This is a genomic window from Pseudomonas kitaguniensis (assembly GCF_049199985.1).
Lineage (GTDB): Bacteria > Pseudomonadota > Gammaproteobacteria > Pseudomonadales > Pseudomonadaceae > Aquipseudomonas > Aquipseudomonas kitaguniensis.
The window spans coordinates 12,834-26,254 of record NZ_JBLZPT010000015.1 but is presented as its reverse complement, the minus strand read 5'-3'; the positions used below and the strand labels follow the sequence as shown (position 1 = coordinate 26,254).

The following is a 13,421-nucleotide window of genomic DNA, read 5'->3' as shown; positions in this document are numbered from 1 at the left end:
GCAGGTTGACGGCCTATTCGCCTTGCTAAATGGCGTATTTGAACTGACCGCTCGGCCAGTTATTTACAAAAAAAGCCATGCCGATTCGGCATAGGGTAGGCGTTTACGGCATTAGACGTCGCTCGCTTGCATGGGAATAGTTGCGCCTTTTTTCGCCTGCCAGTAAGCCATTTCGGCCATGCGGCGGTGACCTTCTACGGAGGTTGATGCACACACTTTTTCGCTTCCGGGCGTTCCAGCTGGCGCATTCGCCTTAAGTCCACTTGAAGTAAGGGTAATGACATGAAGAAGGCAAAGCTAAGCCTCGCCTGGCAGATCCTCATCGGTTTGGTATTGGGGATAGCAATCGGTGCAGTGCTCAACCATTTCAGTGCTGAAAAAGCCTGGTGGATCAGCAATGTGTTGCAGCCAGCGGGCGATATTTTTATCCGCCTGATCAAAATGATCGTGATCCCGATTGTGATTTCTTCACTGATCGTCGGCATCGCCGGTGTCGGTGACGCGAAGAAGCTGGGTCGAATCGGCGTCAAAACCATCCTTTACTTTGAAGTGGTCACCACCATCGCCATCGTGGTCGGCCTGTTGCTGGCTAACCTGTTCCATCCGGGTGCGGGCATCGACATGAGTACCCTGGGTACCGTCGATATTTCCAAGTACACCGCCACCGCTGCCGAAGTGCAGCATGAACACGCGTTCATCGAGACCATTCTCAACCTGATCCCGTCTAACATCTTCGCGGCCGTCGCGCGTGGCGAAATGCTGCCGATCATCTTCTTCTCGGTGCTGTTCGGCCTCGGCTTGTCGAGCCTCAAGCCTGAACTGCGCGAGCCGCTGGTGACCATGTTCCAGGGCGTGTCCGAGAGCATGTTCAAAGTCACCCACATGATCATGAAGTACGCCCCGATTGGTGTATTTGCGCTGATCGCAGTGACCGTCGCCAACTTCGGCTTCGCCTCTTTGCTGCCGCTGGCCAAGCTGGTGATTCTGGTTTACGTCGCCATCCTGTTCTTCGCCTTTGTGGTACTGGGCCTGATCGCTCGCCTGTTCGGTTTCTCGGTGATCAAGCTGATGCGCATCTTCAAGGATGAGCTGGTGCTGGCCTACTCCACTGCCAGCTCTGAAACCGTGCTGCCGCGTGTGATCGAGAAGATGGAAGCCTACGGCGCGCCGAAGGCTATCTGCAGCTTCGTGGTGCCGACCGGTTACTCGTTCAACCTCGACGGTTCGACCCTGTACCAGAGCATCGCTGCTATCTTTATCGCCCAGTTGTACGGCATCGACCTGTCGATCGGCCAACAACTGATGCTGGTGCTGACCCTGATGGTCACCTCCAAAGGCATCGCCGGTGTGCCGGGCGTGTCCTTCGTGGTACTGCTGGCGACCTTGGGCAGCGTTGGCATCCCGCTGGAAGGCCTGGCGTTCATTGCCGGTGTCGACCGCGTGATGGACATGGCGCGTACCGCACTCAACGTCATCGGTAACGCCTTGGCGGTATTGGTCATCTCGCGTTGGGAAGGCATGTACGACGATGCCAAGGGCGAGCGCTACTGGAACTCCCTGCCACACTGGCGCAGCAAGCAGGCGCTGCCGGTGGGCGAAGCCAGCCGCGGCTGATGCAGGCATGATTTAAAACAAACCCCGGTCAATCCGGGGTTTGTCGTTTCTGTCAGCCCCGCTATCATTCGCCCCATCTTTCGGGGGATTTAACTGATGCTCAATGGCCTGTGGCTTGGCTTTTTTGTCGTGGCAATGGTGTCAGCACTGGCGCAATGGCTGATCGGCGGTAACGCCGGTATTTTTGCGGCGATGGTGGAAAGCATTTTCGCCATGGCCAAATTGTCGGTGGAAGTGATGGTGCTGCTGTTCGGCACGCTGACCTTATGGCTGGGCTTTTTGCGCATCGCCGAAAAAGCCGGCATCGTCGACTGGCTGGCCAAGGCTCTCGGCCCACTGTTTCGCCGGCTGATGCCGGAAGTGCCGGCCGGCCACCCCGCCATCGGTTTGATCACCCTCAACTTTGCCGCCAACGGCTTGGGCCTCGACAACGCCGCTACGCCGATCGGCCTCAAAGCCATGAAGGCGCTGCAGGAACTCAACCCGATCCCCAATACCGCAAGTAACGCGCAGATTCTGTTCCTGGTGCTCAACGCATCGTCGCTGACGCTGTTGCCGGTGACCATCTTCATGTACCGCGCTCAACAAGGCGCCGCCGACCCGACGCTGGTGTTCCTGCCGATTCTGCTGGCCACCAGCGCCTCGACGTTGGTGGGCTTGCTCTCGGTGGCGGTGATGCAGCGCCTGCGCTTGTGGGACCCGGTGGTGCTGGCCTATCTGATTCCCGGTGCGCTGATCCTGGGTGGCTTCATGGCGTTGCTGGCGACCTTGTCCGCCACGGCGCTGGCCGGGTTGTCGTCGATCCTCGGCAACCTCACGCTGTTTGGGCTGATCATGCTGTTTCTGGTGATTGGTGCGCTGCGCAAGGTCAAGGTTTACGAGGCATTTGTTGAAGGCGCCAAAGAGGGCTTCGACGTTGCCAAGAACCTGCTGCCGTATCTGGTAGCGATGTTGTGCGCGGTTGGCGTGCTGCGTGCCTCCGGCGCGTTGGACTTCGGCCTGGAAGGGATTCGCCACTTGGTGGCCTGGACCGGTATGGACACGCGCTTTGTCGACGCGTTGCCGACCGCGATGGTCAAGCCGTTCTCCGGCAGTGCCGCGCGGGCGATGCTGATTGAGACCATGCAAACACAAGGTGTCGACAGCTTCCCGGCGCTGGTGGCGGCGACGATTCAGGGCAGTACCGAAACCACCTTCTACGTGTTGGCGGTGTACTTCGGCTCGGTGGGCATTCAGCGGGCGCGGCATGCCGTGGGGTGTGCGTTGCTGGCGGAGTTCGCTGGTGTGGTGGCAGCGATTGCGGTGTGCTACTGGTTCTTTGGTTAAGGCCTGAATAGCTATCGGGAGCAAGCCCCCTCCCACAGTTGAACTGTGGATAACTTCAAGTGTGGGAGGGGCTTGCTCCCGCTATCGGGAGCAAACCTCTTCCCACAGTTGAACCGTGAATACCTTCACATGTGGGAGGGGGCTTGCTCCCGATGAGGGCATCACTGCTCAGGCGCTGTATTGCCCTGCTGCACCACCCACTCCACCACTTGCCGGTTCAACTGGTCCCCCGCCTGGCCAAAAGCAGCCACCACCGCCGGTACCTTGGTATCGCTCGCCTGCTGCTTCACCTCGAACCGCCGGCTGGCAATAATTCGCTGATCACTGCCGCGCACCAGCCGCGCATCCAGGCGAATCACCACCTCCACCGCATTGGCGCGGTACTCACTTTGAAACGCCTGCAACTGCCCGCCCAGTTCATAGTCGGCTTGCAGGTTGGTCTCGTCGGTACTCAGCAACGTCACCCGCCCATCGCGCTGGAAGCCGTCCATAAACCGATTACGCAACAGCACCGGCGACGGATCGCTCCAACGCGAATGTGCATAGCTGCTGATCAGGTCGCCATTGGGCACCACGGCAATGCGCGGGCTGTCGAGAAACTCGCTGGTCTGCGGCTTGCTCACGCGCAACGACCAGCTCACCGGCGCGCCGTGGGCGGTTGTTTGCGCCGACGTCAGGCGGTACACGTCGGACGGGTCGGGTTTGGGCAGGATCGAGCAGGCGCTGATCAGGGCCAGCGCCACCGGGGCGAGCATTTGGTAAGCACGCTTCATGGCGTGAACTCCTTGTTCTTGTCGCTGCCCAGCAAGTAACCGCTGGGGTTGGCTTCGAGGCGGCGAGAGATGGCGCGCAGCGAACCCAGGGTTTCGCGCAGTTCGCGCACTGCCGGCGCCAATTCGTTAAGGCCCTGCATGCCGCTGTTCACCGAGTCTTTGTTGTTGGTCAGCAAGGTGTTGATGGTTGCGGTGCTTTGCTGCAGCGATTTCATCGCCTGCTCGGCACTGCCAAAGGCTTGCTTGCCTTGGTCATTGAGCACGCCGTTGGCGTTGCGCATCAGCAGCGTGGTTTGCTCCAGCGCGGCGCTGGCCTGTTTGCTCACCTGCAGCAATTGCTGCATCACCACCTTGATGTCACCGCGCTGGTCGGCGATGGCGCCGGTGGTTTGTTGCAGGTTGTCCAGGGTATTACTCAGGCGCTCGACGTTCTCGCGCGAGAACATGTGGTTGGCGTTGTTCAGCAGCAGGTTGATGCTGGTCATCAGGTCGTTGCTGTTATTGAGCAGGCGCGCAATAGGCGATGGCGAGGCGATGATTTCCGGCAGGTTGCCGTCTTTGCCCACGAGTTCCGGGCTTTGCGGTGTACCCCCGCTGAGCTGGATGATCGAGGTGCCGGTGATGCCGGTCAGTGCAAGCTTGGCCTGCGTGTCTTGCTTGATCGGGGTTTGCCCGGCCAGGCGGATGCGCGCCAATACGCGGCGTGGGTCTTTGGGGTCCAGGCGCAGGCTGGTGACATCGCCCACCTTGATCCCGCTGTACTGCACCGAACTGCCCTGCGACAAGCCGCTGACCGCCTCGTTGAACACCACTTCATAATCCTGGAAGGCACTGTCGACGCTGGATTTGGCCAGCCACAGGCCGAACAGCATCGCGCCGACCACCACGATCACGCTGAACAGACCGATCATCACATGATGGGCGCGGGTTTCCATGTCATACCTCGTTAAGCGGTTGAGCGGCAGTCAATGCCGCGCGGCCCCGGGGGCCGTGGAAATATTCGTGAATCCAGGCGTCGTTGGTTTGCGACACAACATCGATGGCATCGGCCACCAGCACTTTTTTCTGCGCCAGCACCGCCACGCGGTCGGTGATGGTGTAAAGCGTGTCGAGGTCGTGGGTGACCAGAAACACGCTCAGGCCCAGTGCGTCGCGCAGGGTCAGGATCAGTTGGTCGAATTGCGCCGCGCCAATCGGGTCGAGGCCGGCGGTGGGTTCATCAAGAAACAGGATGTCCGGGTCCAAGGCCAGCGCGCGCGCCAGGGCCGCGCGTTTGATCATGCCGCCGGACAGCGAGGCCGGGTATTTATCCGCCGCCGACAGCGGCAACCCGGCCAGCGCCAGTTTGACCGCGGCCAAGTGCTCGGCGTCGGCGCGGCTGAGGCCGGCGTGTTCGATCAACGGCAGGGCGACGTTTTCGGTGACGGTCAGCGAGGAAAACAGCGCGCCCTTCTGAAACAGCACACCAAAGCGCCGCTCTACCAGCGAACGTTCGTGTTCCGGCAGGTTCGGCAGGTTCTTGCCGAACACCCGCACTTGGCCTTCGCTGGGGCGGCGCAGGCCGACGATGCTGCGCAGCAGCACTGACTTACCGCTGCCCGAGCCGCCGACCACTGCGAGAATCTCGCCTTTATACACATCCAGATCCAACTGCTCGTGCACGCTCTGGCTGCCAAAACGGTTGCACAGGCCGCGCACTTCAATCACCGCCTCGGCGGGCGCACGCTGTGGACGACTCACCAGCCCATCTCCATAAAGAACATCGCGGCGACCGCATCCAGCACGATCACCACAAAAATTGACTGCACCACGCTGGAGGTGGTGTGGGCGCCAACCGACTCGGCGCTGCCGCTGACCTTGAAGCCTTCGAGGCAGCCAATCGCGGCGATCAGGAAGGCGAACACCGGCGCTTTGAGCATGCCCACCAGAAAATGTTGCACGCCTATGTCCGATTGCAGCAGCGAGAGAAACATCGCCGGCGAAATATCCAGCGCGACGGCGCAGACCACGCCGCCGCCGACAATCCCCGAGAGCATGGCCAGAAAAGTCAGCATCGGCAGCGACACCAGCAGCGCCAAGACGCGCGGGAGCACCAGCAGCTCTATCGGATCGAGGCCGAGGGTGCGGATCGCGTCGATTTCTTCGTTGGCCTTCATCGAACCGATTTGTGCGGTAAACGCACTGGCGGTGCGGCCGGCGATCAGGATGGCGGTCAGCAGTACGCCGAACTCGCGCAGGAAAGAGAACGCCACCAGGTCGACGGTGAAAATAGTCGCGCCAAAGCTCTTGAGCACGGTGGCGCCGAGAAACGCCACCACAGCGCCGACCAGAAAGGTCAGCAACGCCACGATAGGCGCGGCATCCAGACCGGTTTGCTCAATGTGCGCGACCATCGGCGTCAGGCGCCAGCGCTTGGGACGCAAGATGCCACGCGCGAAGGTTTCAAGGATCAGCCCGATAAAACCGAGCAATTGCTTGCTGTCTTGCCAAACGGTGTCCACCGCGCGGCCGATGCGCGCGAGTAACTGGATGCCGACGGCTTCTTCCGGCGCTTTGTCCGGCACACAAAAATCATTCAGCGAGCGGTAAACGGTTTTGAGCAGCGAGCGGTCGGCGGTAGAAAGGCTGCAATCGGTCTGTTCGGCGGATTGCTCAATCCGGTCCGGGCCCAGCAGCTCGACCAGCAGCGACGCGCCAGCGGTATCCAGTGCGCCGAGGCCGTTGAGGTCGATGCGGGCGCCAGCGTCGTATTGGCCATCGAGCTTATCCGACAGCTTCTTCAGGTTGGCGTAGTGGGCAAGCGTCCAGTCGCCCGTAATCCGAAGTAACGGCGGGGCGGTCGTCGTATCCAGGTGAGCTGCGCCGGGCGTGCTGCTGGTGGTCATAAGCTCCGAGCTTGGTTGGCTGTCCACAATTGCTACGTAATAGCACGATACGGCTTACTTGGGGTTGTCGGTTTGTGCTGAATCAGTGACTTTAAAACGCAGCACGCCGATCACCTGACCGTCTTCGGTCAACACCCGCACCTGCCAGCGGCCTACCGCATCGGCGGGGAAGTTCTGCTTGTGGGTCCAGGCGCGGTAGCCTTCCTTGCGCCCGCCGTGGATGTCCAGGGCGATGCGGTCGACTTCTTTGCCATTGAATTTCCACACATGGTAAATCCGTTCATCCAGCCCGCGCGGGGCGTTGATCGCGGTGTAGGCGTACAGCCCGCCACTGCGCAACTGGGCGGCGTTGACTTCCCTGAGGTCGTCACCGGGTGTGCGGTCTTGCATCTGAGTGCTGATCGCCACTTCGGTCATCCACAGGGTCGCCGGCGGCACCCAACTGCGCAGCAACCAACCCGCGCAGCCAATGGCGGCGGTCACGCCCAGCAGCATTGCCCAGCCTTTAACACTGCGCAGCGGCAGGCTCACGGCCAGGCTCGGAATCGACAAGGCCATGGCCACGCCCAGCGCCAATTTGTAACTTTCGGCGGTGGTCAGGTGCAGGATGATCGGCAGCGCGGTGAGCAGCGCGGCGAACAACGTCAGGGTGTGCAGCGCCAGAAACAGCGAGCGTTTGGGTGCCAGCCACTTGTAGTACAGCGGGTCGGTAATCGACACCAGTGCCGCCGCGCCGAGCAGGCCGGTGAAAATCGATTGGCCGCTGTTCCATGTGGTGGTGACGAAAAAGAACGGCAGCACAAAAAACAGACTTTCCTGGTGGATCATCTGGGTGGCGTAGCGCAGCAGCGGTTCGGGGATTTCGCGTTTGAAGACTTTGGCGAACAGCTGGGTAAAGGCGTTTTCGAGCATCAGCCACAGCCAACTCACCAGCATGATCACGGCGATCCAGCTGGCCATGCCTTGCTGGCGGTCTACCAGAATGAAGCTGCACACACCCGAGATAAAACCGCCGAGTGCGATCACCCCTGGGTAGCGCTTGATCAGTACGAGGATGCGCTGGATAAGGGGCGGCAGGTTTGGCATTGGCGGTTCACAGTTGGTGTAGGAAAAAACCCAGACAGAATAGCGTCTTGGGCCGGTGTTCGGTGTTTCATTGCGCGACGCGTTTTCGGTAAAGCCGCACACCACCCAACAGCAGGGCGAGCAGCCCAAGCACAGCGGCGCCGATCCAGCTCAGGCTGTCGTAGCTCAACAGCGGTTTCTCGATGCGCCAATAGCCCTGCTGGTCAAACACTTGGCGCATGGCCTGGTTGGCCTGTTTCAAGCTTACGGCCTTGATGCGTTTGACCGGGTCGCTGAAATGGCCGTTGGCGTAATCGCCGGACGCGCTCCAATAATAATCGGCCAGCGCGCTGTTACCTTGAACCGCCCAAGCCTGGCGGGCGATGGCAGCCTGTTGCAGGCGGGCAAATACCGCCGGGTCAAGGCCGTTCTTGAGCAGTTGCGCCTTGAGGTCTTGCAGCACGTGCTCGGCTTCGGGCAGCGAGTCCCGCTCTAGGTCAGCATTCAGGCTGATGAAGCCGACGCCGCCCAGCACTTCACGCTCGCTCCATGGGCCGTAGGACAAACTGTGCGCGAGGCGCAATTGACGGTACAGCGCCCAGTCGAAGTAATCCTTGAGCAGGTCGTAGGTTTCATCGTGCTGCTCGTCCAGCACCGGCTCGGGGAACAGCCAGTGCAGCTTGGCGCTGTCACCAAGCCAGCCGTGGATCAGGTCGCGGTGAGTGGCGGCGGTGTGCTGGATCTCGGGCAGCGGCAGATGCTCGCTCGGCTCGACCGGCTCAAGCTGGCCATAGGTGCGTTCCAGATAGGCCGGCAGCAGTTTGTCGAGTTCGCCGACGATGATCAGGGTCATGTTGTTGGGCGCGTACCAATGTGTGCGCAGCGTGGCCAACTGCCCTCGGGTTAGCTGGCCAACCTCGGCGCGTTCGGCGCATTTGAGCCCCAATTCAACGGCCAGTTGGTTGCTGGCGTTGTGGCCGAGGTCTTGACGGTCGATCAGGCGTTGCAGGTGCGAGTAATGGCCGCCGTCTTCGCGCTCGACCACCCGCTTGGCGGCATTGATGTTGGCGTCGGTCAGCTCGGTACGGGTGATGATCGCCAGCAACAGGTCGAGCACTTTGCGCTGGTTTTGCGCCGGTGCCTCGATCACAAAAGTGGTGTCGGCGTTGCTGGTGTAGGCATTCCACTCACCGCCCAAGGCTTGCATGCGGTCTTCGAGGTCGCCTTCGCCGCCGCCGTCGATGCCGCTGAACAGCAAGTGTTCGAGCAGGTGCGGCAGTTCCTTTTCTTCGCAGGGGAAGTCATCCAGGCCCACACCCACCACCAGGCGGATAGCCACGTGCCCGCGCTCGGTGCCCGGTTTGAGCAGCAATTGCAGGCCGTTGGGCAAGCTGTAGCCCTCAACTTGCAAGCGGTCAAAGGCAATGGCGTGTGCCGAACCCAAAAGCAGGCAGGCGAATAACAGGCGACGCATAACAAGCTTCCTGGCGAATGGGGTCGGTTGTTAACTGACTTCGCTCGCCGTCGTACGTTCAGGGCGAATGGGTGATGTCGGTCATATCTTCAGCGGAGAGTGCGCCGGTGTCGAACGTTTCGAGTACCACGTAGGCACTGCTGCAGAACAGCGAGTTGAGGCGTTTCATATCGGCAATCAGTTCCAAATGCAGGGAACTGGTCTCCAGGCTCTGGACGATTTTGCGCTGCAGGCGGCTGACGTGCGCGTGGGCCAGGCGGCGCTCTTGAGCGCGGAAGCGGCGCTTCTCGCGCAGCAATTGCCGGGCGCTTTCCGGGTCGGCGCTGAGGAACACTGACAAGCCCAGGCGCAGGTTGGCGATCAGTTGAGTCTGCAGGTCGGCGAGTTCTTCCAGGCCGACTTCAGAGAACTGCCGACGCTGCGCGGTTTTTTGCTGCTGGACTTTACGCAGCATGCGCTCGATCAGGTCGCCGGCGAGTTTCAAGTTGATCGACAGTTCGATGATCTCGGCCCAGCGGCGGCTGTCATGCTCGCTGAGGTCTTCGCGGGGCATTTGCGCCAGGTAAAGTTTGATCGCGCTGTAGAGCGCCTCGACGTCATCGCTGAGGCTGCGCATGGCCTGGGTCATGGCGGTTTGCTTGCCGCGCAGCACTTCGAGCATCGCGCTGAGCATGTTGTCGATCAGGTCGCCCAGGCGCAGTGTTTCCCGCGCGGCGTTAGCCAGCGCAAGGCTCGGCGTGGCGAGGGCGGTGGGGTCCAGGTGGCGCGGCTTGGCTTTGCCGTTGGCCTCCGCTTGTTCCGGCAGCAGCCAGGCGCACAAGCGTGCCATTGGGCCGATGGTCGGCAGCAGGATCAGGCAGCGGCTGAGGTTGTAGAGCAAGTGGAAGCTAATCACCATGTCTTGGGCGCTGTAGTCCAAACCGTCCATCCAGCCGACAAGAGGGTCGAGGACCGGAATGATCAGCAACAGGCCGATCAGCTTGTACAACAGGCTGCCCAGCGCCACTTGCCGACCGGCGGCGTTTTGCATGCTTGTGCTGAGGAAGGCCAGCACACCGCTGCCGATGTTGGCGCCGATCACCAGGCCGATAGCCACGTGCAGGCCGATCACGCCGGCGCCGGCCAGGGTGGCTGTCAGCAGTACCGCGGCGAGGCTGGAGTAAGAAATCATCGCGAACAAGGCGCCGACCAAGGCATCCAGCAGGATGTCGCCGGTCAACGAGGCAAACAGCACCTTGACGCCTTGGGCATGGGTAATCGGCCCGGCGGCTTCGACGATCAATTGCAGCGCCAAAATGATCAGGCCGAGGCCGATGCCGACGCGGCCCATCTGCCCTGCCCGCGTCTGTTTGCGCGACAGGAAGAAAATCACCCCGAGAAAAATCAGCAACGGCGACAGCCACGACAAGTCGAACGTCAGTACGCGCGCCATCAACGCTGTACCCACATCGGCACCGAGCATGGTCGCCAGTGCGGGCGTTAGGCTCATCAGGCCCTGGCCGACAAACGAGGTCACCAGCATGGCGGTGGCGTTGCTGCTCTGCACCATGGCGGTGACCAGGATACCGGCGACAAATGCCAGCCAGCGCTTCGCCATGTTTTGCCCGATGACTTGGCGCAAGTTGGAACCGTAGACCCGCAAGATACCGGTTCGCACGATGTGCGTGCCCCAGATAAGCAGGGTCACGGCGGAAAGCAGGTTGAGCAAGGTCAGCATGCTCGGCCCTCCGTGGTGAATGCGCCCCAAGCGGGGCGAAGAAAAGTTGCCGCGTGCCGTTCTACCGCTGTACTTAAGCTGTAGTTGGCGGATGGGCTCTGCGCCAGCATCGCATAGCTAAAGTGGGGATTGAAACAAAACTGTCATGAAGATCGCTCCCCTCGCCGTGGGTGGGGATGCCTCCGGTGACGCTTTGGGTCAGCACTAGGCGCAAAAAAAGGGGCTTATAAAAAGCCCCTTTGGTCTGGCTTGGGTTTATTGACCGCGAACATCCTTGCGCAGTTTCACCGGGTCTTGCTGTTTCTTGTTTTTCGCCCTGGCGGTGCGCATCTTGATGTTGATCGCCTCTACGGCCAGCGAGAAGGCCATGGCGAAGTAGACGTAGCCTTTTGGCACGTGCACATCAAAGGATTCGGCGATCAACACCGTACCGACCACGAGCAGGAATGACAGCGCGAGCATTTTCAGCGACGGGTGCTTGTCGATGAATTCGCTGATGGTGCCGGCGGCCAGCATCATCACCAGTACGGCCACGATGATCGCGGCGATCATCACCGGTACATGCGAAACCATGCCGACCGCTGTGATCACCGAGTCGAGCGAGAACACGATGTCGATGATCGCGATCTGAATGATGGTGTAGATGAACTTGCCGCCCTTGCCGCCTGGCTCTTCGTTGGCTTCGTCTTCACCTTCCAGGGCGTGGTACATCTCTTGGGAGCTTTTCCACAGCAGGAACAGACCACCGAAGAACAGGATCAAGTCGCGACCGGAAATACCCTGGCCGACTACCACGAACAGGTCGTTGGTCAGTTGCATGACCCACGTGATCGACAGCAGTAACAGGATTCGCGTGACCATCGCCAGCGCCAAGCCGAAGATCCGGGTACGCGCCTGCATTGCCTTGGGCATGCGGCTGACCAGGATCGAAATCATGATGATGTTATCGATGCCCAAGACGATTTCGAGGGCTGTCAGAGTGAAGAAGGCAATCCAGATCTCCGGATTGGTGAGCCATTCCATGTGTAGTCCTTAGAACAAATGTTAAACCGCGCGTGCTGCCACGCCGCGCGGTGAGTGGGTACGATTACAGCGTGCTGAACAGCGGAAAAATCCCCATCAGCAGTGCAGCAACCAGTATGCACAGGCATACCAGCACCGCCCATTTCAGCGTAAAGCGTTGGTGGTCGCCAAATTCTATACCGGCCAGCGCCACCAACAAGTAGGTCGAGGGAACCAGCGGGCTGAGCAAGTGCACGGGTTGACCGACGATGGACGCGCGCGCCATCTCTACAGCGCTGATGCCGTAGTGGCTGGCCGCTTCGGCGAGTACGGGCAGTACGCCGTAGTAGAACGCATCGTTGGACATGAAAAAGGTAAACGGCATGCTCACCAGTGCGGTGATCACGGCCAGGTACGGGCCCAGTGCTTCAGGGATGACGGCCAGCAGGCTTTTGGACATGGCGTCGACCATGCCGGTGCCCGACAGAATGCCGGTGAAAATACCCGCGGCGAAGATCAAGCCAACCACCGCCAGGACGCTGCCGGCGTGGGCGGCGACGCGGTCTTTTTGCTGTTGCAGGCACGGGTAGTTAACGATCATCGCAATACTGAACGCCACCATGAACAGTACCGGCAGCGGCAGCAACCCGGCGATCAGGGTGCACATCAGGGCCAGGGTCAGGGCGCCGTTGAACCAGATCAACTTCGGACGGCGCGCATCCGGGTACTGCGAGACGCTGATTTCGCTGTGGTCAATTTCGTCGCCTTGCAGGTGCAGCTCACCCAAGCGTGCACGTTCACGCTTGCCGTACATATAGGCGATCGCCAGGATCGCCAGCACGCCTGCGGCCATCGCCGGGATCATCGGTACAAAGATGTCCGACGGGTCTACATGCAGCGCGCTTGCGGCCCGCGCGGTCGGCCCGCCCCACGGGGTCATGTTCATCACGCCACCGGCCAGAATAATCAGGCCGGCCATGATCCGTGGGCTCATGCCGATGCGCTTGTACAGCGGCAGCATGGCAGCCACGCAGATCATGTAGGTGGTGGCGCCGTCACCGTCGAGGGAAACCACCAGCGCCAGTACGGCAGTGCCGACCGAGACTTTCAGCGGGTCGCCCTTGACCATCTTGAGGATCTTGCGCACGGCCGGGTCGAACAGGCCGGAGTCGATCATCAGGGCAAAGTAGAGAATGGCGAACATCAGCATCACGCCGGTCGGCGCAAGCTTGGTGATGCCTTCGAGCATCATCGGGCCGATCTTCGGTGCGAAACCGCCGAACAGCGCGAACAGGATCGGCACTATGATCAGGGCGATCAGCGCAGACAAGCGCTTGGTCATGATCAGGAACATGAACGTGATGACCATGGCAAAGCCAAGGAAAGTCAGCATAGGAGTACTCCAGGCGTAGCGCGGCTAAGGAATGGCGAACCGAAATGCGGGTCAGCGCAGAACGAAAGGCACGAGGCGTACGGGCGGAGTTGGGGCAAGCAGGCGGGTTGTCGCAGACATCAGGGATCACCATTGTTGTTGTTAAAAGCCGGTCTTTTGCCGGTAGTGGGGC

The 13,421-nt window shown here is 60.7% G+C and carries 11 protein-coding genes; 2 read left to right on the top strand and 9 right to left on the bottom strand.

The genetic code is table 11. The features are described 5' to 3' along the window. Window positions 1-282: 282 nt before the first annotated feature. Both gltP and ACOZK9_RS18335 read left to right on the top strand, forming a co-directional pair. Window positions 283-1,614 carry a glutamate/aspartate:proton symporter GltP gene (gene gltP / locus ACOZK9_RS18340; protein WP_058413912.1) on the top strand — a complete coding sequence of 444 codons (1,332 nt, stop codon included), beginning with the start codon at window positions 283-285 and terminating at the stop codon, window positions 1,612-1,614. A gap of 96 nt (window positions 1,615-1,710) precedes the next feature. Beyond that, the gene (locus tag ACOZK9_RS18335; protein WP_058413913.1) at window positions 1,711-2,940 is read left to right on the top strand and encodes a nucleoside recognition domain-containing protein; all 1,230 of its coding nucleotides are present in this window, start codon (window positions 1,711-1,713) and stop codon (window positions 2,938-2,940) included. A gap of 161 nt (window positions 2,941-3,101) precedes the next feature. On the opposite strand, the gene ACOZK9_RS18330 is transcribed toward ACOZK9_RS18335, so the two are convergent. The 9 genes from ACOZK9_RS18330 to ACOZK9_RS18290 form a co-directional block, all read right to left on the bottom strand. Further along, window positions 3,102-3,713 carry an ABC-type transport auxiliary lipoprotein family protein gene (locus ACOZK9_RS18330; RefSeq protein WP_122250175.1) on the bottom strand — a complete coding sequence of 204 codons (612 nt, stop codon included), beginning with the start codon at window positions 3,711-3,713 and terminating at the stop codon, window positions 3,102-3,104. Beyond that, window positions 3,710-4,648, bottom strand: a complete 939-nt coding sequence (locus ACOZK9_RS18325; protein WP_058413915.1) for an MlaD family protein — start codon at window positions 4,646-4,648, stop codon at window positions 3,710-3,712. The genes ACOZK9_RS18330 and ACOZK9_RS18325 overlap by 4 nt, the downstream gene beginning before the upstream one ends. Window position 4,649: 1 nt before the next feature. Beyond that, on the bottom strand, window positions 4,650-5,453 hold the full coding sequence (locus ACOZK9_RS18320) for an ATP-binding cassette domain-containing protein (RefSeq protein ID WP_122250174.1): 804 nt from the start codon (window positions 5,451-5,453) through the stop codon (window positions 4,650-4,652). After that, a complete protein-coding gene (locus ACOZK9_RS18315) occupies window positions 5,450-6,598 on the bottom strand; it encodes an ABC transporter permease (protein ID WP_421556302.1) in 1,149 nt (382 codons plus the stop codon). The genes ACOZK9_RS18320 and ACOZK9_RS18315 overlap by 4 nt, the downstream gene beginning before the upstream one ends. 54 nt (window positions 6,599-6,652) lie before the next feature. Continuing rightward, entirely contained in the window at window positions 6,653-7,684 is a 1,032-nt protein-coding gene (locus ACOZK9_RS18310) for a DUF5924 family protein (protein WP_058413918.1), read from the bottom strand. Between the two features lie 67 nt (window positions 7,685-7,751). Continuing rightward, entirely contained in the window at window positions 7,752-9,137 is a 1,386-nt protein-coding gene (locus tag ACOZK9_RS18305) for a M16 family metallopeptidase (RefSeq protein ID WP_421556301.1), read from the bottom strand. Between the two features lie 58 nt (window positions 9,138-9,195). Continuing rightward, a complete protein-coding gene (locus ACOZK9_RS18300) occupies window positions 9,196-10,854 on the bottom strand; it encodes a Na/Pi cotransporter family protein (protein ID WP_058413920.1) in 1,659 nt (552 codons plus the stop codon). 255 nt (window positions 10,855-11,109) lie between these two features. After that, on the bottom strand, window positions 11,110-11,877 hold the full coding sequence (locus ACOZK9_RS18295; protein ID WP_152750426.1) for a TerC family protein: 768 nt from the start codon (window positions 11,875-11,877) through the stop codon (window positions 11,110-11,112). A gap of 64 nt (window positions 11,878-11,941) precedes the next feature. Beyond that, window positions 11,942-13,249, bottom strand: coding sequence for a CitMHS family transporter (locus ACOZK9_RS18290; RefSeq protein WP_058413922.1), 1,308 nt, complete (start codon window positions 13,247-13,249; stop codon window positions 11,942-11,944). Window positions 13,250-13,421 lie beyond the last annotated feature (172 nt).